Annotated in this window: 19 protein-coding genes and 7 tRNA genes; 20 read left to right on the top strand and 6 right to left on the bottom strand. The window is 66.4% G+C overall.

Annotated features, from left to right (window positions below):
• Nucleotides 1-329: 329 nt before the first annotated feature.
• From J2X20_RS24050 to J2X20_RS23965, 18 genes are all read left to right on the top strand, one after another.
• Complete coding sequence (locus J2X20_RS24050; protein WP_310270729.1) at nt 330-2,834, top strand: FimV/HubP family polar landmark protein; 2,505 nt, start codon at nt 330-332, stop codon at nt 2,832-2,834.
• 64 nt (nt 2,835-2,898) lie between these two features.
• Nucleotides 2,899-3,681 (top strand): tRNA pseudouridine(38-40) synthase TruA, encoded by a 783-nt coding sequence (gene truA, locus J2X20_RS24045; RefSeq protein ID WP_310270726.1) that lies wholly within the window; start codon nt 2,899-2,901, stop codon nt 3,679-3,681.
• Entirely contained in the window at nt 3,678-4,310 is a 633-nt protein-coding gene (locus J2X20_RS24040; protein ID WP_310270723.1) for a phosphoribosylanthranilate isomerase, read from the top strand. The genes truA and J2X20_RS24040 overlap by 4 nt, the downstream gene beginning before the upstream one ends.
• A gap of 8 nt (nt 4,311-4,318) precedes the next feature.
• Entirely contained in the window at nt 4,319-5,572 is a 1,254-nt protein-coding gene (gene trpB / locus J2X20_RS24035; RefSeq protein WP_310270720.1) for a tryptophan synthase subunit beta, read from the top strand.
• A complete protein-coding gene (gene trpA, locus J2X20_RS24030) occupies nt 5,569-6,366 on the top strand; it encodes a tryptophan synthase subunit alpha (RefSeq protein WP_310270717.1) in 798 nt (265 codons plus the stop codon). Before trpB ends, trpA begins: the two co-directional genes overlap by 4 nt.
• A gap of 10 nt (nt 6,367-6,376) precedes the next feature.
• A complete protein-coding gene (accD, locus tag J2X20_RS24025) occupies nt 6,377-7,249 on the top strand; it encodes an acetyl-CoA carboxylase, carboxyltransferase subunit beta (protein WP_310270714.1) in 873 nt (290 codons plus the stop codon).
• Nucleotides 7,250-7,311: 62 nt separating this feature from the next.
• A complete protein-coding gene (folC, locus tag J2X20_RS24020) occupies nt 7,312-8,622 on the top strand; it encodes a bifunctional tetrahydrofolate synthase/dihydrofolate synthase (protein WP_310270711.1) in 1,311 nt (436 codons plus the stop codon).
• A 14-nt stretch (nt 8,623-8,636) separates the two neighbouring features.
• Nucleotides 8,637-9,404 carry an SPOR domain-containing protein gene (locus tag J2X20_RS24015; RefSeq protein WP_310270708.1) on the top strand — a complete coding sequence of 256 codons (768 nt, stop codon included), beginning with the start codon at nt 8,637-8,639 and terminating at the stop codon, nt 9,402-9,404.
• Between the two features lie 5 nt (nt 9,405-9,409).
• Nucleotides 9,410-9,952: a CvpA family protein gene (locus J2X20_RS24010; RefSeq protein WP_310270706.1), complete on the top strand. Its 543-nt coding sequence runs from the start codon at nt 9,410-9,412 to the stop codon at nt 9,950-9,952.
• 11 nt (nt 9,953-9,963) lie between these two features.
• Nucleotides 9,964-11,475 (top strand): amidophosphoribosyltransferase, encoded by a 1,512-nt coding sequence (purF, locus tag J2X20_RS24005; RefSeq protein ID WP_310270704.1) that lies wholly within the window; start codon nt 9,964-9,966, stop codon nt 11,473-11,475.
• 4 nt (nt 11,476-11,479) lie between these two features.
• The gene (locus tag J2X20_RS24000; protein ID WP_310270702.1) at nt 11,480-12,700 is read left to right on the top strand and encodes an O-succinylhomoserine sulfhydrylase; all 1,221 of its coding nucleotides are present in this window, start codon (nt 11,480-11,482) and stop codon (nt 12,698-12,700) included.
• Nucleotides 12,697-14,097 carry a glutamate--tRNA ligase gene (gltX, locus tag J2X20_RS23995; RefSeq protein WP_310270700.1) on the top strand — a complete coding sequence of 467 codons (1,401 nt, stop codon included), beginning with the start codon at nt 12,697-12,699 and terminating at the stop codon, nt 14,095-14,097. Before J2X20_RS24000 ends, gltX begins: the two co-directional genes overlap by 4 nt.
• An 88-nt stretch (nt 14,098-14,185) precedes the next feature.
• Nucleotides 14,186-14,261 (top strand) — tRNA-Ala (locus J2X20_RS23990).
• 50 nt (nt 14,262-14,311) lie between these two features.
• Nucleotides 14,312-14,387, top strand: a tRNA-Glu gene (locus J2X20_RS23985).
• Between the two features lie 108 nt (nt 14,388-14,495).
• Nucleotides 14,496-14,572 (top strand) — tRNA-Asp (locus J2X20_RS23980).
• 75 nt (nt 14,573-14,647) lie between these two features.
• Nucleotides 14,648-14,723 (top strand) — tRNA-Ala (locus J2X20_RS23975).
• A 38-nt stretch (nt 14,724-14,761) separates the two neighbouring features.
• Nucleotides 14,762-14,837 (top strand) — tRNA-Glu (locus J2X20_RS23970).
• A gap of 82 nt (nt 14,838-14,919) precedes the next feature.
• Nucleotides 14,920-14,996 (top strand) — tRNA-Asp (locus tag J2X20_RS23965).
• Nucleotides 14,997-15,047: 51 nt separating this feature from the next.
• Here the strand turns inward: J2X20_RS23965 and J2X20_RS23960 are convergent.
• From J2X20_RS23960 to J2X20_RS23950, 3 genes are all read right to left on the bottom strand, one after another.
• Nucleotides 15,048-15,272, bottom strand: a complete 225-nt coding sequence (locus tag J2X20_RS23960) for a hypothetical protein (protein WP_310270697.1) — start codon at nt 15,270-15,272, stop codon at nt 15,048-15,050.
• A gap of 204 nt (nt 15,273-15,476) precedes the next feature.
• A tRNA-Ser gene (locus tag J2X20_RS23955) sits at nt 15,477-15,567 on the bottom strand.
• Nucleotides 15,568-15,618: 51 nt separating this feature from the next.
• Nucleotides 15,619-15,885: a hypothetical protein gene (locus tag J2X20_RS23950; RefSeq protein WP_310270694.1), complete on the bottom strand. Its 267-nt coding sequence runs from the start codon at nt 15,883-15,885 to the stop codon at nt 15,619-15,621.
• A gap of 186 nt (nt 15,886-16,071) precedes the next feature.
• Between J2X20_RS23950 and J2X20_RS23945 the strand changes: the two genes are divergently transcribed.
• Nucleotides 16,072-16,782: a helix-turn-helix transcriptional regulator gene (locus J2X20_RS23945; protein ID WP_310270692.1), complete on the top strand. Its 711-nt coding sequence runs from the start codon at nt 16,072-16,074 to the stop codon at nt 16,780-16,782.
• Between the two features lie 284 nt (nt 16,783-17,066).
• Here J2X20_RS23945 and J2X20_RS23940 read toward each other — a convergent pair whose 3' ends face one another.
• Both J2X20_RS23940 and J2X20_RS23935 read right to left on the bottom strand, forming a co-directional pair.
• Nucleotides 17,067-17,978, bottom strand: a complete 912-nt coding sequence (locus tag J2X20_RS23940; RefSeq protein WP_310270689.1) for an SPFH domain-containing protein — start codon at nt 17,976-17,978, stop codon at nt 17,067-17,069.
• Nucleotides 17,979-18,018: 40 nt separating this feature from the next.
• Nucleotides 18,019-18,447 (bottom strand): NfeD family protein, encoded by a 429-nt coding sequence (locus J2X20_RS23935; protein WP_310270688.1) that lies wholly within the window; start codon nt 18,445-18,447, stop codon nt 18,019-18,021.
• A 119-nt stretch (nt 18,448-18,566) separates the two neighbouring features.
• Between J2X20_RS23935 and J2X20_RS23930 the strand changes: the two genes are divergently transcribed.
• Entirely contained in the window at nt 18,567-20,834 is a 2,268-nt protein-coding gene (locus J2X20_RS23930) for an Orn/Lys/Arg family decarboxylase (RefSeq protein ID WP_310270686.1), read from the top strand.
• Nucleotides 20,835-20,841: 7 nt separating this feature from the next.
• On the opposite strand, the gene J2X20_RS23925 is transcribed toward J2X20_RS23930, so the two are convergent.
• The gene (locus J2X20_RS23925) at nt 20,842-23,145 is read right to left on the bottom strand and encodes a glycoside hydrolase family 88 protein (protein ID WP_310270684.1); all 2,304 of its coding nucleotides are present in this window, start codon (nt 23,143-23,145) and stop codon (nt 20,842-20,844) included.
• Between the last annotated feature and the right edge of the window lie 29 nt (nt 23,146-23,174).

Genomic DNA, 23,174 nt, shown 5'->3' with positions numbered 1-23,174 from the left:
AGCAAACTCGGAATGGGCCTTCGGGCCCGTTTCTTTTGGGTTTCGCTTACGGTCTTTTACGCCTTGACTTAGGGTTCACCCGGGCGTCGATATTGAATCCAAACGACACATCAGGTACCCCTTGAGCATTTCAGCGTATATGCTTGATGCCGTTGTGTTTTTGATTCGAAACTCGACGCAGGCCATATCGTGCAAACCAGCGTGCAGACCCGGTTCGTGCAGCGCTTGCTGAAGATCGAGACAGGCGGGGCCCTCAACAGCCCCGCCTTGTTGCTTTGGGGAATGCCTTGAAAGACCACATCCGCGACGCATTCGAGGGAGTTCGACCCATGAGCTTTGCTCGCCACCACCTCGCGCTTGCAGCTGCCCTGCTCGTGGCCGGCAGTGGCGCGCAGGCCTTGGGCCTGGGCAAACTGAACGTGCAGTCAGCCCTCGGCGAGACGATGCGCGCCGAGATCGACCTCACCAGCCTGACGCCCGAGGAAGCCGCCTCGCTCAAGGTGCGTGTTGCGCCACCCGAGGCCTACCGCACCAGCGGTGTTGAATACAACCCGGTGCTGACCTCGACCCAGGTCCAGGTCTTGCGCAACAACGGTCGCACCGTGCTGCGCGTCAGCAGCGACCGCTCGGTGCAGGAGCCATTCGTCGACGTCATCCTGGAGCTGACTTGGGCCAGCGGCCGTCTCGTGCGTGAATACACGCTGCTGTTCGACCCGCCCAGCCTGCCCAAGCCCGCCCCCGTCATCACCGCGCCGCCGGCTGTCGCCGCCGCTCCGGCGCCTGCCACGGCTGCATCCAGCGAGGCCGTGCCCGCACCGGCGCCCGCCACGACTACAGCGTTGCCGCGCAACGGTTCCGCTCCAGCGCCTGCGCCGGTCGCTGCGGCCCGCCCGCCCGCGCCGGCTGCGGTCCGGCCTCCCGTTACGGCGGCCTCCGAATATGCCGTGCGTCCGGGCGACTCGCTGTCCAAGATCGCGGCCCGTACCCAGGTCAGCGGCATCTCGCTGGACCAGATGCTGGTCGGCCTGTTCCGCAACAACCCCGACGCCTTCATCGACGGCAACATGAACCTGCTGAAGGCAGGCACCGTGTTGCAGGTGCCGTCCAGCGAATCCCTGGCCAGCGTGCCGGCGCCCGAGGCGCGGCGCGTCATCCTGGCCCAGAGCGCCGACTTCTCGGCCTACCGCCAGCGCCTCGCGTCTGCCGCTCCGACGCTGCAGAATACCGAGAGCGAACGCCAGTCCAAGGGCCAGGTGCAAGCCGCCGTCGAGGACCGCAAGCCCGCCGCCGCGCCGACGCCCGACAAGCTCACCCTCAGCAAGGCCGGCAGCACCGCTGCCAGCGCGGCCGAGGCCAAGCTGTCCAAGGAGACCGAGAAGAAGGACGCCGCGGCCCGTGTCGCCGAGCTGACCCGCAATGTCGAGGAGCTGAAGAAGCTGTCGAGCGCGGCCAAGCCTGGCGCGCCCACGGCTTCCGCTGCAGCGCCTGCAACGGCACCCACGCCGGTGGCTGCGCCCATCGTCGCCACGGCCGAGCCCGCATCGGCCCCGGCCTCTGCGCCCGCCGTGGTCGCCGCGGCAAGCGCCCCTGCATCGCGCCCGGCCGCTCGTGCCAGCGCACCGCTGGCGCCGCCCCCGGTTGCCGAGCCGCCGGGCCTGATCGAGCAATTGCTCGACAGCCCCATCGTGCTGCCGCTGGCCGGTGTCCTCGTCGCAGTGCTCGGCGGCCTGGGTCTGTACCGCCTGCGTTCGCGCCGCCCGGTCAATGCGGCCGAGACCGGCTTCCACGAAAGCCGCCTGCAGCCCGATTCCTTCTTCGGCGGCACCGGTGGCCAGCGCGTCGACACGCGTGACGCGCAGAACAGCGGCCAGTCGTCGATGAGCTATTCGCTCAGCCAGCTCGATGCCATCGGCGATGTGGACCCGGTCGCCGAGGCCGACGTCTACCTGGCCTATGGCCGCGATCTGCAGGCCGAGGAAATCCTCAAGGAAGCCCTGCGCGCCAACCCGACGCGCCTGGCCATCCGCCTCAAGCTGCTGGAGGTCTACGCCAAGCGCCGCGACACCAAGGGCTTTGAGCAATTGGCCGTGCAGCTCTATGCCGAGACCAAGGGCGCGGGCGAGGACTGGGCCAAGGCCCAGGAGCTGGGCCGTGGCATCGACCCGGACAACCCGCTCTATCAGCCTGGCGGTGCGCCGGCCCATGTGGAAGACGGCCCCGAACTGCGCCCCGAGCCCATGAACGCCAGCACGCTGCCGCAGACGGCTCTGCCCGCCGGCGCGAGCGCCGCAGCAGCAGCCGCGGCTCATCTGGCCACCGATGCCCTGCGCGGTGGCCCGGACACCGGTCCGGTGAGCGGCTTCGACCTGGCCCTGGACCTCGACCTCGACGCCCCCGAGCCGGTCTCGCCCAATGCGATGGCCGCGACCCAGGCCATGCCGGCCTCGGTCGAGCAGGCGCCGATGACGATGGACTTCGACATCTCCAGCCGCGGCACGCGCACGGCGCCGCCCGCTCCCGACCTGAGCTTCGACGTCAGCAGCATGGGCGGCCTGACGCCGGCGCCCGCTACGCCGGCAGCGGCATCCACCGATCTCGACTTCGACCTCGGCGATTCCACCCTGCCTGGAGAGACCACGCCGGAGGGCCTGGGCCACAACCTGCATCTGCCCGACGACGAAGGCGACCCGCTGTTGCGCCAGCTCGAACTGGCCGACGAGTTCCGCCAGATCGGCGACACCGAAGGCGCCCGTGAGGTGCTGCAGGAGCTGATCCAGCGCGCTTCCGGCCCGCTGCGCGACAAGGCGCAGGCCATGCTGAACGGGCTGCGCTGAAGCCGGACCGCAACCGCGATACTTCGACGCCCGGCCTTGGCCGGGCGTTTTTCCTTTTGAGTCCATGAGAATCGCACTAGGAGTCAGCTACCGCGGCGGCGGCTACAACGGCTGGCAGAGCCAGCCCGACGGCCGCACCGTGCAGGACGCTCTCGAGAAGGGCCTGTCCGCCTTCGCGGCCCAGCCCATCCGCACCCTCTGCGCCGGGCGCACCGATGCCGGTGTGCACGGCATCAACCAGGTCATCCATTTCGACACCGAGGTCGAGCGCGAACCCTTCTCCTGGGTGCGCGGCAGCAACCGCTATCTCCCGCCCGACATCGCCATCCAGTGGTGCCGTTTCCCGGGCGACGCCTTCCACGCGCGCAATTCCGCGCGCGGGCGCCGTTATGCCTATCTGCTGCTGGAGTCGGCCGTGCGGCCGGCCATCGAGTCCGGCCAATGCGGCTGGATCTTCCGCCCGCTGGACCAGGCCGCGCTGGAGGCGGCCGCCGAGCGCCTGATCGGCGAGCACGACTTCTCGTCCTTCCGCTCCTCCGAATGCCAGGCCGCCTCGCCCATCAAGACGCTGCGCGAGATCCGGGTGCAGCGCCGCGGCGCCTACTGGCGCTTCGAGTTCGAGGCCAGCGCCTTCCTGCACCACATGGTGCGCAACCTGATGGGCTGCATCCTGGCAGTGGGCAGCGGCACACGCTCGCCGGACTGGGTGTCCGAGGTGCTGGCCGCGCGCGACCGCAAGGTGGCGGCGCCGACCTTTGCCCCCGATGGCCTGTATTTCCTCGGCCCGACCTACGATGCCGATCTGGACATTCCACGCGAAGTCGCGGCCCTGAGCTGGCTCCCATGACCACACGAATCAAGATCTGCGGCCTGACCCGCGAAGCCGACGTCGAGGCTGCCGTCCAAGCCGGCGCCGACGCCATCGGTTTTGTCTTCTATGCCAAGAGCCCGCGCGCCGTGACGCCCGAGCGGGCGAGGGCGCTGGCGCGTCTGCTGCCGCCCTTCGTGACGCCGGTGGGTCTGTTCGTCAATGCAACTGACGCGGAGCTGCAGGCGGGCTTGGACGCGCTGCCCAACATGCTGGTGCAGTTCCATGGCGATGAAGAACCTGCCGACTGCGACCGCATCAGGCGGCCCTATCTGCGCGCCGCCCGCATGGCGCCGGGCGTCGATTTGCTAGACTTCGCGGCACGTTTTTCCAATGCCCAGGCCATTCTGCTCGACGCCCACGTCGACGGTTATGGCGGTGGCGGCAAGGTCTTCGATTGGTCACTCGTTCCTCCAAGCGTCAGCTCTCGCCTCGTTTTGTCTGGTGGGTTGAATGCTGCCAACGTAGCCGATGGCATCGCACGGGTGCGGCCCTGGGCCGTTGATGTGAGTTCCGGCGTCGAGGTGTCCAAGGGCATCAAGGGCGCCGACCTGATCCACGAGTTCTGCAACGCGGTGCGCCGCGCCGATGCCGAACTGACCCGATAGGAAAGACCATGTTCCCCTACGACCAGCCCGATGCGACCGGGCATTTCCGCCATGCGGGCACGCCGACCTATGGCGGCAGCTTCGTCTCCGAGACCCTCGTCCATGCCCTGGACCAGTTGAAGGATGCCTACGCCCACTACCAGAACGATCCCGAGTTCCTGGCCGAGTTCAAGAAGGAACTCAAGCACTTCGTCGGCCGCCCCAGCCCCATCTATCATGCCGACCGCCTGAGCAGCGAACTGGGCGGCGCCCAGATCTATCTGAAGCGCGAGGACCTGAATCACACCGGCGCGCACAAGATCAACAACGTCATCGGCCAGGCCCTGCTGGCCAAGCGCATGGGCAAGCCGCGCGTCATCGCCGAGACCGGGGCCGGCCAGCACGGCGTGGCCACGGCCACCATCTGTGCCCGCTACGGGCTGGAATGCGTGGTCTACATGGGCAGCGAGGACGTCAAGCGCCAGTCACCCAATGTCTACCGCATGAAGCTGCTGGGCGCCACCGTCGTGCCGGTGGAAAGCGGCAGCAAGACGCTGAAGGACGCGCTGAACGAGGCCATGCGCGACTGGGTCACCAACGTCGAGAACACCTTCTACATCATCGGCACCGTGGCCGGCCCGCACCCCTATCCGATGATGGTGCGCGACTTCCAGCGCATCATCGGCCTGGAGTGCCTGGAGCAGATGCCCGAGCTGGCCGGCCGCCAGCCGGACGCCGTCATCGCCTGCGTGGGCGGTGGATCCAACGCCATCGGCATCTTCCACCCCTACATCCCGCATGAGAACGTGCGCCTCATCGGCGTCGAGGCCGAAGGGCAGGGCGTCGCCAGCGGCAAGCATGCGGCGACGCTGACGGCAGGCAGCCCGGGCGTGCTGCATGGCAACCGCACCTATCTGCTGCAGGACGAGGACGGCCAGATCATCGAGACCCACTCGATCTCGGCCGGCCTGGACTATCCGGGTGTCGGCCCCGAGCATGCCCATCTGAAGGACATCGGCCGCGCCGAGTACGTCGGCGTCACCGATGCCGAAGCGCTGTCGGCCTTCCACCGGCTGTGCCGCACCGAAGGCATCATCCCGGCCCTGGAATCCAGCCATGCCGTCGCCTATGCCATCAAACTGGCGCCGACGCTCGCCAAGGACAAGGTGCTGCTGGTCAACCTCAGCGGCCGTGGCGACAAGGACATCGGCACCGTGGCCGACCTGTCCGGCGCCGCCTATTTCGATCGCCCGTCGCAAGCCGGTGAAAAGGTGAAGCAATGAGCCGCATCGACGCTACCTTCCAGCGGCTCAAGGCCGACGGCCGCAAGGCATTGATCCCTTTCGTCACCGCCGGTGATCCGCACGCCGGCGCCACCGTCGACCTGCTGCTGGCCATGGCCGACGCCGGCGCCGACGTCATCGAGCTGGGCGTGCCTTTCTCCGACCCCATGGCCGACGGCCCCGTCATCCAGCGCGCCGGCGAGCGGGCGCTGAAGAACGGCATTGGCCTGCGCAAGGTGCTGGCCTATGTGCGGGACTTCCGTGCCCGCAACGACAAGACGCCGCTGGTGCTGATGGGCTATGCCAACCCGGTCGAGCGCTACGGCCTGGACGCCTTCGTGGCGGACGCGTCGGCCGCCGGCGTCGATGGGGTGCTGATCGTCGACTACCCGCCCGAGGAGTGCGAGGACTTCGCCGCCAAGCTGCGCGCCGCGAACATGGACGCCATCTTCCTGCTGGCGCCCACGTCCACCGAGGCGCGCATGGCCCAGGTCGGCAAGCTGGCCAGCGGCTATGTCTATTACGTCTCGCTGAAGGGCGTGACCGGCGCCGGCCACCTCAACACCGCTGCGGTTGCTGAGGCCGTGCCACGCATCCGCAAGCACGTCAGCACGCCGGTGGGCGTGGGCTTCGGCATCCGCGACGGGGCCACGGCACGGGCTGTGGCCGATGTTTCGGACGCCGTCGTCATTGGTTCCAAGCTGGTCGAATTGCTCGAGCGCCAGCCAGCCGATAATGTCGCCTTGACCGGCGCGGCCTTCATCCGAGACATCCGCGCAGCACTCGACGAATAAAGGACTGACCATGAGTTGGCTCGACAAACTGCTCCCGCCCAAGATCCAGCAAGGCGACCCTGCGGACCGCCGCACGGTGCCCGAAGGCCTGTGGATCAAGTGCCCGAGCTGCGAGACGGTGCTCTACAAGACCGACCTGGAGCAGAACATCAATGTCTGCCCCAAGTGCAGCTTCCACCACCGCATCGGTGCCCGTGCCCGCCTGGACGCCTTCCTCGACGGTGAAGGCCGTTACGAGATCGGCCAGGAGGTGCTGCCGGTCGACGCGCTGAAGTTCAAGGACAGCAAGAAGTACCCCGATCGCCTGAAGGAAGCGCTGGAGTCCACCGGCGAGACGGACGCCCTGGTGGTCATGGGCGGCGCCGTCATGAGCGTGCCGGTCGTCGCGGCCTGCTTCGAGTTCGACTTCATGGGAGGCTCCATGGGCTCGGTCGTCGGCGAGCGCTTCGTGCGCGGCGTCGAATCGGCCATCGAACAGAAGACGCCCTTCATCTGCTTCACCGCCACGGGTGGCGCGCGCATGCAGGAGGGCCTGCTGTCGCTGATGCAGATGGCCAAGACCAACGCGTCGCTGACGCGCCTGGCCAAGGCCAAGTTGCCTTACATCAGCGTGCTGACCGATCCGACCATGGGTGGCGTGTCCGCCTCCTTCGCCTTCGTCGGCGACATCGTGCTGGCCGAGCCCAAGGCCCTGATCGGCTTTGCCGGCCCGCGCGTCATCGAGAACACCGTGCGCGAGAAGCTGCCCGCCGGCTTCCAGCGTGCCGAGTTCCTGATGGAGAAGGGCGCCATCGACATGATCGTGGACCGCCGCCAGCTGCGCGAAACCATCGCCCGCCAGCTCGCCATGCTGCAGCGCCAGAGCGCGGACGCCGTCGCCTGACCGTCGCCCGCAGAGTTGCCAGCCAGGCCCCGAGCCTGGCTTTTGTTTTTCAGTGATCCGCCATGACGCTTGACGACTGGCTCGCCCATTGCGAGCGCCTGCATCCCAAGACCATCGACATGACGCTGGACCGCGTCAAGGCGGTGAAGGAGCGGCTGGGCATTGCCTTTGACTGCCCGACCATCGTCGTCGCCGGCACCAATGGCAAGGGGTCGACCTGCGCCATGCTGGAGTCCATCGCCCTGCATGCCGGCTACCGCGTCGGTCTCTACATCAAGCCTCATCTCGTGCACTTCCAGGAGCGCTGCCGCGTCGGCGGCGAGCCCGTGAAGGCCGAGTCGCTGGAGGCCCACTTCGAGGCGGTCGAGGCCGCGCGCGGCGACATCACGCTGACCTATTTCGAGTTCACGACCCTGGCCATCATGCGCCGGCTCCAGCATGAGCCGCTGGATCTGGTCATCCTCGAAGTCGGCCTGGGCGGCCGGCTGGATGCCGTCAACGTCATCGATGCCGACTGCGCCGTCATCACCAGCATCGACCTGGATCACACCGAATTCCTCGGCCCGGACCGCGAGAGCGTCGGCCGCGAGAAGGCCGGCATCATGCGCACCGGCCGCCCGGTCGTCGTCAGTGACCCCGTGCCACCGGCCTCGCTGGCCGAGCGGGCCCTGGAGGTCGGCGCCGAGCTGCGCCAACTGGGCCGTGACTTCAGCTTCAGCGGCGACCGCACCCAGTGGCAATGGGCTGGCCGAGCCAAGCGCTACTCGGGCATGTCCTACCCGGCGCTGCGCGGCGTCAACCAGCTGCTGAACGCCTCGGGCGTGCTGGCCGCCTTTGAGGCCCTGGCCGACCGCCTGCCCATCAGCGCCCAGGCCGTGCGCACCGGCCTGGCCCTGGTCGAGCTGCCGGGCCGTTTCCAGGTGCTGGCCGGCCAACCGGCCGTGGTGCTGGACGTCGCCCACAATCCGCATGCCGTGGCGGCCCTGGCCCAGAACCTCGACCAGATGGGCTTCTTCCCGCGCACCCATGCGGTCTTCGGCGCCATGGCTGACAAGGACCTGGCCGGCATCCTTGGCAGGATTGCGCCGCTGGTGGACGTCTGGCACTTTACCGACCTGCCCATCCCGCGCGCCGCGACGGCCGAGCAACTGGAGAAGGCCTTCCTGGCTGCGGGGCTCAAGACGCCGCCGGACGTTGCGACTCACACCCATGCCAACCCCCTGGATGCCCTGCATGCCGCCGCGGCCGGGGCGACCACGGCCGATAGAATCCTGGTCTTCGGATCCTTCTACACCGTGGGGGGCGTGCTTCAGCAGGGCATTCCCCGCGTGACCGCCGGTGCCACCGCACCCCAGCCCCCCACTCTCCACTGAGCCAGACGCCGCCGATGGGCCTGTTTTCCTTTCTCAAGCGCGATGACGCCGCCTCAGCGGCGGCGCCCAAGAAGTCGGCTGGCAAGTCCGGCGCCAAGGCCTCTGCGGCCGAGGATGTGCAGCTGCTGCGCATCCGCGCCCGCCGCCGCCTCATTGGCGCCGCTGTGCTGGTGGCCGCAGGCGTTGTCGGCTTCCCGCTGATCTTCGAGACTCAGCCGCGGCCGATTCCCGTCGACCTGCCCATCGACATTCCGCGCAAGGAGACGGCGCCGCCCCTGACCGTGCCGACGCGCGAGCCGCTGAGTCAAGCCGAGCCGGCCTCTACGCCGTCCGTTGCCGTGGCGACCGCTCCGGCGCCGGCCGAGCCGGTGGTTGAAAAGCCGGTGGCCGAGAAGCTGCAGGAAAAGCCCGCCGTCAAGGTCGCCGAGAAGCCGGTGGAAAAGCCCGCCGAGAAGCCGACGGAAAAGCCGGCCGACAAGCCCAAGGCGCATGCCAACGACGGCGCCCGCGCCCAGGCCTTGCTGGAGGGCAAGGAGGCCGCGCCTGCTGCTGCGGCGCGCTTCATCGTCCAGGTCGGCGCCTATGGCGAGAACAAGACCGCGCAAGACGTGCGCGCCAAGGTCGAGAAGCTGGGCCTCAAGACCTACGCCCAGGCCGTGGACACGGCCGACGGCCGCCGCATCCGCGTGCGCCTGGGGCCGTTCGCCAGCCGCGACGAGGCTGAGCGCGCATCTGCCAAGCTCAAGGGTGCCGGTCTGCCCGGCGCCATCCTGACGCTGTAACCGCCATGGAAGCCGCGCTCAGCTGGGTCGATCTCGTGTTGGCAGCCTTGCTGCTGATCTCGATCGGCCTGGGCATCTGGCGCGGCCTCATCTTCGAGGTCATGTCCCTGGCCGGGTGGGTGGTGGCCTATTTCGCCGCCTCACCGCTGGCGCCGGTGGTCGAGGAGCTGCTGCCAGCCGCCTTCACCAGCCAGTTCGGCCCCGCGGCCCTGCATGTGGTGGCGTTGGTCATCGCCTTCTTCTTCGTGCTCATCGTCTGGAGCCTGGCCTCGCGCCTCGTGAAGATGCTGATCCACGCCACGCCGCTGTCCGTCGTGGACCGACTGGGCGGCGCTGGTTTCGGTGCGCTGCGAGGTGTCTTCATCGCGCTGCTGCTGGTCCTCGTCATCGGTGCCTCGCCGCTGGCCGAATCGTCGACCTGGCGGGCCTCGCGCGCCGCGCCGGTGCTGGCCGGCGTGCTGCAGGACGCCGCACCGTTGCTGCCCGAACCTCTTGCCCGTTTTATTTCCCGCTCGATGACCCCATCTGAGGCGGAAGCTACTGACTAAGGACCCTCGCCATGTGCGGCATCGTCGGCACCCTCGCTGCCTCTCCCGTCAACCAACTCCTTTATGACGCGCTGCTGCTGTTGCAGCACCGCGGCCAGGACGCCGCCGGCATCGTCACCATGCAGGGCCAGAAGTGCTTCATGCACAAGGCCCGCGGCATGGTGCGCGACGTCTTCCGTACCCGCAACATGCGGGCCCTGCCGGGCAATATCGGCCTGGGCCAGGTGCGCTACCCGACGGCCGGCAACGCCTACAGCGAGGAAGAGGCCCAGCCCTTCTACGTCAACGCCCCCTTCGGCATCGTGCTGGTGCATAACGGCAACCTGACGAATGCGCTGGCGCTGAAGGACGAGCTCTTCGACATCGACCGCCGCCATATCAACACCGAGAGCGACACCGAGGTGCTGATCAATGTGCTGGCCCATGAGCTGGAGCTGGCCGCGCGCGACCTGCCGCTGACGCCCAAGGAGATCTTCTCCGCCGTGCGCGCCGTGCAGAAGCGCATCAAGGGTAGCTATGCCGTCATCGCATTGATCGCCGGCCAGGGCCTGCTGGCCTTCCGCGACCCCTTCGGCATCCGCCCGCTGTGCTTCGGCAAGTCGGCGAATGGCGAATTCATGGTGGCCAGCGAAAGCGTGGCGCTGGAAGGCACCGGCCACCAGCTGGAGCGCGACCTGGCGCCCGGCGAGGCCCTGTTCGTCGACATGACCGGCAAGGTGCACACCGAGCAGTGCAACGACAACCCGTCGCTGAACCCCTGCATGTTCGAGTTCGTCTACCTGGCTCGCCCGGACTCGGTGATGGACGGCATCTCGGTCTACCAGGCCCGCCTGAACATGGGCGAGACCCTGGCCCAGCGCGTCATCTCCACGATGCCGCCCAATGAGATCGACGTCGTCATCCCCATCCCGGAAAGCAGCCGGCCGTCGGCCATGCAGCTGGCCCACCGCATCGGCAAGCCCTACCGCGAGGGCTTCGTGAAGAACCGCTACGTCGGCCGCACCTTCATCATGCCGGGGCAGGGCGCGCGCAAGAAGAGCGTGCGCCAGAAGCTCAATGCCATCGGCGTCGAGTTCAAGGACCGCAATGTGCTGCTGGTGGATGACTCCATCGTGCGGGGCACGACGTCCAAGGAAATCGTGCAGATGGCTCGCGAGGCCGGCGCGCGCAAGGTCTATCTGGCCTCCGCCGCGCCGCCGGTGCGCTACCCCAACGTCTATGGCATCGACATGCCGACGGCCGAGGAGCTGATCGCCCACAACCGCTCCATCGAGGAGATCCGCGAGTACATCGGTGCCGATGCGCTGATCTACCAGGACGTCGATGCGATGAAGCGCGTCGTTGCGGCGCTGCGCCCGGGACTTGCCGGCTTCGAGGCGAGCTGCTTCGACGGCCACTACGTGACCGGTGACGTCAGCCTGGCCGATTTCGCAGCCATGCGCGAGCAGCGCACCAGCCAGTCCACCGAGGAAGACGCCGATGCACGCGGCCGCCTGGCCCTGCAGGGCGGCGGCGAGGGCTGAGCACATGAGTGGCGAGCGACGCCTGCCCGACGGCCTGCGCCCCGAGACGCTTGCCGTTCGCTCGGCGCTGCCGCCCAGCCAGCATGGCGAGAACTCAGAAGCCCTGTTCCTGACGACGGCCTACGTCCAGCCTGACGCCGAGACCTCGGCGCGCAAGTTCTCCAACTCCGAGGACTTCACCTACTCGCGCACCAGCAACCCGACGGTGCGCAGCCTGGAGGCCCGCCTGGCGGCGCTGGAAGGCACGGAGGCCGCCATCGCGACGTCCACGGGCATGAGTGCCATCCTGCTGCTGGGCATGGGGGTGCTGAAGGCCGGTGACCATGTCGTCTGCTCGCGCTCGGTGTTCGGCTCGACGATCAATCTCTTCGCCAAGGAGTTCGCCAAGTTCGGCGTCGAGACGACATTTGTCTCGCAGACCGACCTGACCGAATGGCGCGCGGCGATCAGGCCGACGACCAAGCTGCTGTTTGCCGAGACGCCCACCAATCCGCTGACCGAGGTCTGCGACATCCGCGCCTTGGCCGACATCGCCCATGGCGCAGGCGCCATCCTGGCTGTCGACAACACCTATTCGACGCCGGCCTTGCAGCGTCCGGCCGAGATGGGTGCCGACATCGTCATGCACTCGGCCACCAAATACATGGATGGCCAGGGCCGCGTGATGGCCGGCGCGCTGTGCGGCCCGAACAGCCTGATCCGCGATGTCTTCGGTCCGATCCTGCGCACGGTGGGCATGACGCTGGCGCCCTTCAATGCCTGGGTCGTGCTGAAGGGGCTGGAGACGCTGGCCCTGCGCATGAAGGCCCAGAGCGAGCAGGCCCTCGCCGTGGCGCGCTGGCTGGAGGCGCAGCCGGAAGTGGACCATGTCTACTACCCGTCGCTGGCCTCGCATCCCCAGCATGAGCTGGCCATGCGCCAGCAAAGCGGGCAGGGCGGGGCGGTGCTGTCCTTCGACCTGCGCGCCGACACACCGGAGGCCGCTCGCGCGGCCGCCTTCCACGTCATCGACAGCACCCGCGTGCTGTCCATCGCCACCAACCTTGGCGATACCAAGTCCATCATCACCCACCCTGCGACGACCTCGCACGGCCGCCTGACCGAGGTCCAGCGTCAAGCGGCTGGCATCGGGCAGGGCCTGATCCGCCTGGCCGTCGGCCTCGAGCATGTCGACGACATCACCGACGACCTGCTGCGTGGCCTTTCCACCCTGACCATCCGATGAGTTCCTTCGACAAGATCCGCACGCGCATCGCGCCGTCGCCCACCGGCTTCCTGCACCTGGGCACGGCCCGCACGGCGCTGTACTCCTGGGCCTATGCCCGCCACCACGGCGGCGAGTTCGTGCTGCGCATCGAGGACACCGACGTGGCCCGTTCCACCCAGGACTCGGTCGAGCAGATCATCGCGGCCATGAACTGGCTGGGCCTGAGCTATGACGAGGGCCCGATCTACCAGATGCAGCGCCTGGAGCGCTACCAGGCCGTCATCGAGCAGATGATTGCCGACGGCAAGGCCTACCGCTGCTATGCGACGCCGGAAGAGCTCAATGCGATGCGCGAGGCCCAGAAGGCCCGTGGCGAGAAGACCCTCTACGACCGCCGCTGGCGCCCGGAGCCGGGCAAGGTGCTGCCGACGCCGCCCGAAGGCGTGAAGCCGGTGGTGCGTTTCGCCAATCCGGTGGACGGTGACGTGACCTGGAACGATCTGGTCAAGGGCTCGATCACGATCAACAACCGCGAGATCGACGACCTCATCATTGCCCGCACCGACGGCGTGCCGACCTACAACTTCGCCGTCGTCGTCGACGATTGGGACATGCGCATCAGCCACGTCTTCCGCGGCGACGAGCATGTCAACAACACGCCCTGGCAGATCAACATCTTCAACGCCTTGGGCGCACCGCTGCCGTCCTTCGGCCACCTGCCCATCATCCTGGGCGACGACGGCCTGAAGCTGTCCAAGCGCCGCGGCGCCGTCAGCGTGATGGACTATGCCGCCAACGGCTATCTGCCCGAGGGCATGCTGAACTACCTGGCCCGCCTGGGCTGGAGCCATGGCGACGACGAGCTCTTCTCGGCCGAGCAGATGGTGTCCTGGTTCGATGGCTCGCATCTGTCCAAGAGCCCGGCCCAGTGGGACCCGGCCAAGCTGGACTGGGTCAATGGTCACTATGTGAAGCAGATCGATGAAAGCCGGCTGGCCGGTCTCGTTGTTGATCAACTCAAGGCCAAGGGCATCGAGGCGCCGCTCGAGCAGGTCCAGCCCAAGGTTGCCCTGTTCAAGGATCGCTGCGCCACGGTTGCCGCTCTTGCCGATTGGTTGGCCATGTATTTCGCGCCTGTCGCGCCGTCGGCCGAGGACCTGGCAGCCCATGTCACCGATGCGGTGCGCCCGGCGTTATCGGCGCTGGCCGAGCGCCTGTCGGCCCTGGCCGAGTGGAACAAGGCCAGCATCCAGCAGGCTCTAAAGGAAACGCTGGCCGCGACCGGATTGAAGATGCCTCAACTGGCCGTGCCCGTTCGCGTGCTGGTGTGTGGTCGTGCGCAAACACCGAGCGTCGATGCGGTGCTCGAGCAGTTCGACAAGAAAAAAGTTCTCGACAGCTTGCAATCAGTCTGATTTTCGTCATATACTCTTGGTCTCGCTTGAACAGCGCTGTTAACGAAGAAGTTGGCGACGAAAGTTGATTGACGGAATCGAAAACAACGGGGGTATAGCTCAGCTGGGAGAGCGCTTGCATGGCATGCAAGAGGTCAGCGGTTCGATCCCGCTTACCTCCACCAAATATCCTTAGGGAGGTTTGGTGGCGCGCGGTTCAAGTCGTGAAGGATTAGTCCCCTTCGTCTAGAGGCCTAGGACACCACCCTTTCACGGTGATTACAGGGGTTCGAATCCCCTAGGGGACGCCAATATTGGCAATCCTGTTCGCAAGACAGGAATTGGCAATCTCGTCGCAAGACGGGCGAGTTTGATGAGCTTGGGTATTGCTGCAAAGCGGTATTGAATTCATCCCACGCGGAGTGGTAGTTCAGTTGGTTAGAATACCGGCCTGTCACGCCGGGGGTCGCGGGTTCGAGCCCCGTCCACTCCGCCAAGGATTCCATCGGGTCCGCCCGATAAAATGAACGGCCAATTTATTGGCCGTTTGTTTTTTGCGACCGGTTTATCCGGGGGTATAGCTCAGCTGGGAGAGCGCTTGCATGGCATGCAAGAGGTCAGCGGTTCGATCCCGCTTACCTCCACCAAATCTCTAGAGGTTTGGCGGTTCGCAGTGAAATAGAATGTCCCCTTCGTCTAGAGGCCTAGGACACCACCCTTTCACGGTGATTACAGGGGTTCGAATCCCCTAGGGGACGCCAAGCAATTGGTTATCTGTCGCGAGACGGACAAGTTTGATGAGCTTGGATATTGTCGAAAGACGGTATCGAATTCATCCCACGCGGAGTGGTAGTTCAGTTGGTTAGAATACCGGCCTGTCACGCCGGGGGTCGCGGGTTCGAGCCCCGTCCACTCCGCCAAAATAGCAAAGCGCCGAAACCTCGCGGTTTCGGCGCTTTTTGTTTGTCGGCTCAGGAAACGAGGCCGCGCGCAGGTGCGGGCGCAGTGCCGGCGTCGTCGTTGCCACCGCTGCCATGGGCCTGGGGGGCAGATGGGCTGGGGCGCTGCTCGGCCGGCGCAGTCTTCGGCGCCTCGGTGGAGCCGCGCTTGCCGCTGACGACAAGGCGAGCAAGCTTGACGACCTCGCTGGCCTCAGCAGGCAGGCTGCCGACCAGCAGTCCGAGCGTCAAACTCAAACACCACCATCCCTTTTTCACTCTTGGCATCTCAGACTCCCGCCTTGCGGTTGGCAAGGTGCAGGCTGAAGTGTTGAACAAGGCTTGGCGGCGGGCCACCGCGGCGCGACGAACTGCGCTTTTCGGGGGGTGAACTGCGGCCGGGTGTCGGTCAATGCAAAGCGCTTGAAAGCAAAACGGGCCCCTGAGGGGCCCGATCATGCTTGGCGGAGAGGGCGGGATTCGAACCCGCGGTGGGCTATTAACCCACACACGCTTTCCAGGCGTGCGACTTAAACCGCTCATCCACCTCTCCTGCAAGCCCGCCATCATAACCCATTGCGGGCCTCTGCAGGGAATCAATCGGTCAGTTCGCGTTGCGCCAGTCCAAGGCGCCGCGCCAGTCGAGCTGATGCACGACATTGTTGAGGTGCAGCATGCGGCGCGAGCGCGCGAGTTCGTGGCCCGTCCCGTCGATCAGCGCGACGTTGCACAGGATGTTCATGGGGTCGAACAGTGCCACAACGTCGGGCTGGATCTCGGTCCACTCCCAGGCGATCTGGATGGCCTCGCCATCGGCCAGTGCGGCCCAGACCTCCTGGCCGCAACGCAGCCCGGAGCGTGCATCGTGCACTCTGACACTGCTTCCGATTTGTCGCAGGTCATGAGTCACCTTTTCAAACTCGTTTACAGTCTTAACGACCGTATCGCAGGCCATCAGTTGCCAAGCTGCCATCTGCATTCGGATCTCCCCGTCATTTGGATGGCTTGCAGTTTGCGTTCCTCGACGCTGGACTGCTCCTACCAACCCTAGTAGCGCATGAACCTCCAGCGGTACGAACAAGTCAGTCAAGCGGCAGATCTCACGTCTTTTCGACAGGGGCTGATCGACTTCGCCAATGACCTGGATTTCGGCTTGGTCGTTGGTCTGATGGTCGTTGAACACCGCGGGCCGGGCGCCAAGACTGAATATCACGCCGTAGGCAATACGCCTGAAGCGTTTCTGGAGATCCAAAAGGACAACAGCTACGCGAAGCGCGATCCCGTGCATCAGCGCCTGATGAACCTGACTAAGCCACTGATTTACGACCAAGCGTTCTATGTCGAGGCCGGCGCAGGCGAGTTGTGGGAGATGTACGCGCCCTACGGCTATCGGACCGGCGTCGCAGTCGGCGTCCAGATGCCTGGCTACCGTCGTTTGTTGCTCGGGGTCGACCGCGAAGATCCTCTGCCTAAGGATCCGATCAAGCTGAATCGGATGATCGCGGACCTTCAGTTGCTCGCCGTCCATGCCCAGGACGCCGCAGGCCGCTTGTGGGCGCCGAAGAAACAGGCGCTGGTGGAGCTGCCGTCGCGTCAGCTGGAGATCCTGAAGCTGACCATGGAAGGCAAGAGTGCCTGGGTGGTCGGTAGCCTGCTCGGCATCAGTGAGAACACGGTGAACTACCACATGAAGCAACTGTTCAAGTCGCTCGATGTGTCGACCAAACATCAGGCTGTGCTGAAGGCGATGGAGCTGGGGATCATCTGACGAGACCTGCCCCCTACCAGGGTTTGTAGTTCACCGTTTTCAGGCAGTCCTACACACTGCGCGCCATCTCAACGCTGCTTGACGGATGGTGCAAATGGAACAGTTTTCTTTCTGGGAAGTTGTCGCGGAACTGCTCGGCTTCCCGATCACGGGTAGCTGAGCACCTCTGAAGAAATTTTAGGAAAAGCGACACCTCCATCGCTTTCGTTCGGCGCCCCCCGAACGTCTTGCGCCCGCGACCGCCCCGACTAGGGGCCCTCGCGGGCTTTTTTGATTTTGGGCCTTCAGGGGCGTGCGCCGCTCTTGATCAAGGCCATGGCGGTGCCAATCAATCCGGCCACCTCGCTCATATTGCCTGGCACGATCATCGTGTTGTTCTTCTGGGCCAACTGGGCATAAGCCTCGACGGCCTTCTCTGCGACTTTGAGCTGGACGGCTTGGTCGCCACCTGGCTGCTGAATGGCGGCTGCGATCTTGCGGATGGCGTCCGATGTGGCATCGGCCACCGCCGTGATGGCTGCGGCCTGGCCTTGGGCCTGGTTGATCTCCCGCTGTTTCTCGCCTTCTGAACGCGCAATGGCTGCCTCGCGCTCGCCGGTCGCAATATTGATCTGCTCCTGGCGCCGGCCCTCGGACGCGGCGATCAGGGCACGCTTCTCGCGTTCGGCCGTGATCTGGGCCTGCATGGAGTGCAGGATGGCCGGCGGCGGCGTCAGGTCCTTGATCTCGTAGCGCAGCACCTTGACGCCCCAGTTCAAGGCCGCCTCGTCCAGGGCCTCGACGACCGAGGTGTTGATCATGGCGCGCTCCTCGAAGGTGCGGTCAAGCTCCATGCGGCCGATGACGGAGCGCAGCGTCGTCTGCGCGAGCTGGGTGATGGCGACGACATAGTTGCTGGCGCCGTAGCTGGCCCGCATCGGGTCGGTGACCTGGAAGTAGAGGATGCCGTCGACGGTCAGCTGGGTGTTGTCCTTGGTGATGCAGACCTGGCTGGGCACGTCCAGGGGAATCTCCTTCAGCGAATGCTTGTAGGCCAGGCGGTCGACAAAAGGCACGAGGAAGTTCAGGCCCGGCGTCAATGTCGCGTGGTACTTGCCCAGGCGCTCCACCACCCAGGCGTGCTGCTGGGGCACGACCTTGATCGAGCGGATCACGAAGATGGCGGCGATGACGAGGATGACGAGTGCGATTTCCATGGGGCCTTTCGGGCGGTGTTCTGGACGAAGGGGAGGGCGTTCAGCGATCCAGCAGCAGGCAGCTGCCTTCCACCGCACGGATCACATGCCGGCCGCCCTGGGCTGGGGCGCTGCCGATGAAGCGGGCCTGCCAGGCGGCACCGCGGTATTGCACCTGGGCCCGGCCGTCGGCCGACCAGGCGTCGACCTGTACGCTCTGGCCGATGTCGAGGTTGACATCCGGGTTGCTGGACGCCGGCTGCGGCTTGGGGGCCTTGGCGCGGCGCCTGTACAGCGCGAAAACGGCGGCACCGCCAACGATGGCCGAAGCCAGCATCTGCCCCGCGACGCCCAGATTCAGATGAGCTGCAACCGCGCCGGCGGCAGCCCCCACGGCGAGCATCAACAGGTAGAAACTGCCGGTGGCCAGCTCGGCCGCCACCAGCACGCCGGCCGCGATCCACCAGACAGTGGCCCAGTTCCAATCCATCTCGCCTCCCAAGGCTGCGGTGTCGGCCCAGTTTAGACCCCGTGCGACATGGCCGGGACACGCTGCGGCCCTACACTTCGCCGCTTCGTTTTTTGATGCCCGCCCGCTGGAGGCCGCCCATGATCCGTTTTCACTTTCCCATCGTCATCATCGATGAGGACTACCGCTCCGAGAACACCTCGGGCCTGGGCATCCGCGCGCTGGCCGAGGCCATCCAGAAGGAGGGCATGGAAGTCCTGGGCGTGACGAGCTACGGCGACCTGTCGCAGTTCGCCCAGCAGCAAAGCCGCGCCTCGGCCTTCATCCTGTCCATCGACGACGAGGAGTTCACGGCCGGTCCGGAGATGGACCCCGTGGTGCTGAACCTGCGCAAGTTCATCCAGGAGATCCGCAACCGCAACCCGGACATCCCGATCTACGTCTACGGCGAGACGCGCACCAGCCAGCACTTGCCCAATGATGTGCTGCGCGAACTGCACGGCTTCATCCACATGTTCGAGGACACGCCCGAGTTCGTGGCCCGCCACATCATCCGCGAGGCCAAGAGCTACCTCGACGGCCTGGCGCCGCCCTTCTTCAAGGCGTTGATGGACTATGCCCAGGACGGTTCCTACTCCTGGCACTGCCCCGGCCACTCCGGCGGCGTCGCCTTCCTGAAGAGCCCGGTCGGCCAGATGTTCCACCAGTTCTTCGGCGAGAACATGCTGCGCGCCGACGTCTGCAATGCCGTGGAGGAACTCGGCCAGCTGCTGGACCACACCGGCCCCGTCGCGGCCTCCGAGAAGAATGCCGCGCGCATCTTCAATGCCGACCACTGCTTCTTCGTCACTAACGGCACCAGCACGTCCAACAAGATGGTCTGGCACCACACGGTGGCGCCGGGCGATGTGGTCGTCATCGACCGCAACTGCCACAAGAGCAATCTGCACGCCATCATCATGTGCGGCGCCATCCCGGTCTTCATGACGCCGACGCGCAACCACTACGGCATCATCGGCCCCATCCCGGAGAGCGAGTTCAGCCCCGAGGCCATCCGCGCCAAGATCGCGGCCAACCCGCTGCTGGCCCATGTCGATCCGGAGACCGTCAAGCCGTCCATCGTCACGCTGACGCAGAGCACCTATGACGGCGTGCTCTACAACACCGAGACCATCAAGAAGAAGCTCGACGGCTACATCCCGACGCTGCATTTCGACGAGGCCTGGCTGCCGCACGCGGCCTTCCACGATTTCTATGGCCAGTTCCATGCGATGGGCAAGAACCGCCCCCGACCCAAGGAGGCCATGGTCTACGCGACCCAGTCCACGCACAAGCTGCTGGCCGGCATCTCGCAGGCTTCGCAGGTGCTGGTGCAGGACTCTCAGAGCGTCAAGCTCGACAAGCACCTCTTCAACGAGGCCTATCTGATGCACACCAGCACCAGCCCGCAGTACTCCATCATCGCGAGCTGCGACGTCGCCGCTGCCATGATGGAGCCGCCCGGCGGCACGGCCCTGGTGGAAGAAAGCATCCGCGAGTCGCTGGACTTCCGGCGCGCCATGCGCAAGGTCGAGGGCGACTACGGCGACGACTGGTGGTTCAAGGTCTGGGGCCCCGACTATCTGCGGGCCGAGGAAGGCAGCGCGCCGGTGGCGGCCGACTGGATGCTGCATGCCGACGAGGACTGGCATGGCTTCGGCGCCCTGGCCGAAGGCTTCAACATGCTGGACCCGATCAAGTCCACCATCATCACGCCCGGGCTGGACATGGAAGGGCGCTTCGCCGCCACCGGCATCCCGGCCTCGGTCGTCACCAAGTTCCTGGTCGAGCATGGCGTGGTGGTCGAGAAGACGGGCCTGTATTCCTTCTTCATCATGTTCACCATCGGCATCACCAAGGGCCGCTGGAACACGCTGCTGACCGCGCTGCAGCAGTTCAAGGACGACTACGACAAGAACGCGCCGCTGTGGCGCATCCTGCCGGAGTTCGTCGCGCAGTTCCCGAAGTACGAGCGCATGGGCCTGCGCGACCTCTGCCAGAGCATCCACCAGGCCTATGCCGAGGGCGACATCGCCCGCCTGACGACGGACATGTATCTGTCCAATCTGCAGCCGGCCATGACGCCGACCGACGCCTATGCCCACATCGCGCAGCGCAGGACCGAGCGCGTCGGCATCGACGACCTCGAAGGCCGCATCACGACCTCGCTGCTGACGCCTTACCCGCCCGGCATCCCGCTGCTGATCCCGGGCGAGCGCTTCAACAAGAAGATCGTCGACTACCTGAAGTTCACGCGCAGCTTCAACGCCAAGTTCCCGGGCTTCGCGACCGACGTGCACGGCCTCGTCCATGAGGTGGACGAGGAGACCGGCCGCGGCCGCTATTCCGTGGACTGCGTGAAGGCCTGAGCCGGAGCTATTTCGCCAGCACGCGGGGCGGCCGGTTCAGGCCGTCCAGCGTCGTGGCGACCCAGGCCTTGAAGCCCTCGAGGTCGCGCACGCCTGAGGCGTCCTGCGCCCAGGCCTGGGCGAAGGCGTAGCGCACCTGGGCGGCGTCCTTGAAGGTGACGAACAAGGTCTGGCCATCGTCGTTGAAGCGCGTCGCCACGGCCTCCTCCGGAAAGAAGAGGACGAGGCCGAGGTCGTCGCCCGCCAGGCTTTGCCGGCCCCAGCTGGCGATATAGCCCCAGCCACCCCGAGCCGCGTCGCTCTTCAGCACCGTCATGCCCTTGTTGTGAACGAGGCCCGCGGCGACCGGGCCGTTCATGCCGCTGCCCTTGGCGTCGACGAAGGTCAGCGCCGAGCCCGCATGGATGCGATAGCGTGCGACGAGATTGGACTTGCCGCCGTCGAAGCCCCGATGCTCGACCCTCGCGCTGGCGCTCACGGGCCCTTCGTTGGCGACATGGCCCAGCACCAGGCCGCCACCAATCTGAGTCGCCTTGCCGCCGCGTACTTCGCCGAGGCCGCCCATGCCGAGGGACTGGTCGACCTGCAGGATGTCCTGGCCCCAATCGGCCATGGCGTGATAGTCGTCGGCGCCCTGGCCGATGGATTGCAGGATGGGGCGGGGCAGCTTCTTGCCATAGATGTCGACGACGCCCCGCGCGTCGAGATAGAGGCGGTAGGCGACCTTGTCGCTTTCCCATCCCAGGCCTTCGAAGGCGACCAGGCCGTCGTGATAGGCGTGCTCGACCGGGACCGCATAGTCCTTGCGCAGATGGAAGACGCCGCCCTTGAAGGCCTGGCCCTGCAGCTTGCCGCCTTCGCGCACATTCAGGATGGCCTGGGTCTGCAGCGGCAGCGGTGCGCTCTGCGGCAGGAACTTGACGATGGCCCTGGCCTTGGCCTTCATCGGCATCACAAAGCTCAGCGTTGCCGGCTGGCCGTCCACTGCGGCGTTGTACTGGGCGGCGTAGATCCGGTCGCCACTGAGCACTGACCAGTTGCCCGTGCTCGCGCCGATCCGCGCGGCCGGCACGGAGACGAGAGCCGCGGGCTGGTCATGCGCCGACGGGTTCTCCACCTTGACGGCGGCCTTCAGCGGCTGGACCGGTGCCAGGTTCAGGTCGGCGACGGCGGTCGCTGCCAGCAGGAAGGCCCCGACGCCATAGTGCTGGGTGTCGTCGAACTCGACGGCATCGGGCCGGTCGCCCACCGGCTGCACATAGCCGAGCTTGCCGTCGGCGCGCACGGCCCGCGTCAGCGCGGCCCAGCCCTTGCGCACGACGGGCTCGTAGGTCTGGCGGTCCAGCAGCCCGGCCTTGATGCCCCAGGCAAAGCCATGGGTGTAGAAGCCCGTGCCGCTGGACTCAGGCAGGGCCGTCTCGGGATCGCCCAGCAGCGACGGCGCCCAGAAGCCATCGGGCTTCTGGATGGCCTTCAGCTTGGCCGCCATGTCGCGAAAGATGGCGACGATGCGCGGGCGGTCGGGGTCGTTCTTCGGCAATTGCGCCAGGCCCGAGAACACCCAGCCGTCGCCGCGCGACCAGAACAGCTTGCGGCCGTTGACGTCACGGCGCTGGAAGAAACGGCTGTCGCGGAAGTAGAGCTTCTCTTCCTGGTCGTAGAGCAGCTCGGTCGTCGCCCAGAATTCCTTCTTGGCGAAGTCGGCGTATTTGGCCTCGCCCGTGGCCCTGGCCATTTCCAGCCAGACGGGGGGCGCCATGAAGAGGGCATCGCACCAGGACCAGCGATCCACCGACGGCACGCTGCGGTCGGCCATCTCGACGAAGTGCAGGTCGACGTCGCTCGGCTTGGCCAGGATCTGATCGAAGCGTTCGCGCAGCGGCGCCATGGCCGCGTTGCCGGCGCCATGGCTGGCCGCCCACAAGTAGGCGGCGCCTATGGCGTGGTCGTCGGCGTGGTAGATGCGGCTGCCGGGCTGCCAGCCGTTGTCCTTGCCGCGCTGCAGGATGGCGTTGGCGAACTCCGGCTGCTTGCTGTGGTCCGCCAGGGCGGCGAGGCCGACGAAGAGGGCGCCCTGTTCCCAGCCCCTGAGGTCGGGCATGGACTTGACGGAGCGCGGGTGCTCGCCGCGTTCCAGGGCCTGCAGCTGCCAGCGGGCGACCTTCTCGGCCAGGGCGATGACGGCGGCCGGCTTCCAGGGCACGGCGTCGACCGCGGCCGCCGACAGCGGCGGCGTTGCCGGCTCGGCTTGAGCGGTCAGCGACGACGACAAGGCCAGCAGGCTGGCGGCGCAAAGGAGGGCCGTCTTCATCGAGTCTCCTCGTCAGGGTCGGCCGGAAT

Source organism: Roseateles saccharophilus, from assembly GCF_031458095.1.
In the GTDB taxonomy this organism is placed as follows: domain Bacteria; phylum Pseudomonadota; class Gammaproteobacteria; order Burkholderiales; family Burkholderiaceae_C; genus Pelomonas; species Pelomonas saccharophila_A.
The sequence above is the reverse complement of the archived record's forward strand: the minus strand, read 5'-3'. Positions and strand labels throughout refer to the sequence as shown.

Bases quoted from the DNA above. Each gene is read 5' to 3' on its own strand.
- J2X20_RS24050 (WP_310270729.1), top strand. From the start codon at position 330: ATGAGCTTTGCTCGCCACCACCTCGCGCTTGCAGCTGCCCTGCTCGTG.
- truA (WP_310270726.1), top strand. From the start codon at position 2,899: ATGAGAATCGCACTAGGAGTCAGCTACCGCGGCGGCGGCTACAACGGC.
- J2X20_RS24040 (WP_310270723.1), top strand. From the start codon at position 3,678: ATGACCACACGAATCAAGATCTGCGGCCTGACCCGCGAAGCCGACGTC.
- trpB (WP_310270720.1), top strand. From the start codon at position 4,319: ATGTTCCCCTACGACCAGCCCGATGCGACCGGGCATTTCCGCCATGCG.
- trpA (WP_310270717.1), top strand. From the start codon at position 5,569: ATGAGCCGCATCGACGCTACCTTCCAGCGGCTCAAGGCCGACGGCCGC.
- accD (WP_310270714.1), top strand. From the start codon at position 6,377: ATGAGTTGGCTCGACAAACTGCTCCCGCCCAAGATCCAGCAAGGCGAC.
- folC (WP_310270711.1), top strand. From the start codon at position 7,312: ATGACGCTTGACGACTGGCTCGCCCATTGCGAGCGCCTGCATCCCAAG.
- J2X20_RS24015 (WP_310270708.1), top strand. From the start codon at position 8,637: ATGGGCCTGTTTTCCTTTCTCAAGCGCGATGACGCCGCCTCAGCGGCG.
- J2X20_RS24010 (WP_310270706.1), top strand. From the start codon at position 9,410: ATGGAAGCCGCGCTCAGCTGGGTCGATCTCGTGTTGGCAGCCTTGCTG.
- purF (WP_310270704.1), top strand. From the start codon at position 9,964: ATGTGCGGCATCGTCGGCACCCTCGCTGCCTCTCCCGTCAACCAACTC.
- J2X20_RS24000 (WP_310270702.1), top strand. From the start codon at position 11,480: ATGAGTGGCGAGCGACGCCTGCCCGACGGCCTGCGCCCCGAGACGCTT.
- gltX (WP_310270700.1), top strand. From the start codon at position 12,697: ATGAGTTCCTTCGACAAGATCCGCACGCGCATCGCGCCGTCGCCCACC.
- J2X20_RS23945 (WP_310270692.1), top strand. From the start codon at position 16,072: ATGAACCTCCAGCGGTACGAACAAGTCAGTCAAGCGGCAGATCTCACG.
- J2X20_RS23940 (WP_310270689.1), bottom strand. From the start codon at position 17,978: ATGGAAATCGCACTCGTCATCCTCGTCATCGCCGCCATCTTCGTGATC.
- J2X20_RS23935 (WP_310270688.1), bottom strand. From the start codon at position 18,447: ATGGATTGGAACTGGGCCACTGTCTGGTGGATCGCGGCCGGCGTGCTG.
- J2X20_RS23930 (WP_310270686.1), top strand. From the start codon at position 18,567: ATGATCCGTTTTCACTTTCCCATCGTCATCATCGATGAGGACTACCGC.
- J2X20_RS23925 (WP_310270684.1), bottom strand. From the start codon at position 23,145: ATGAAGACGGCCCTCCTTTGCGCCGCCAGCCTGCTGGCCTTGTCGTCG.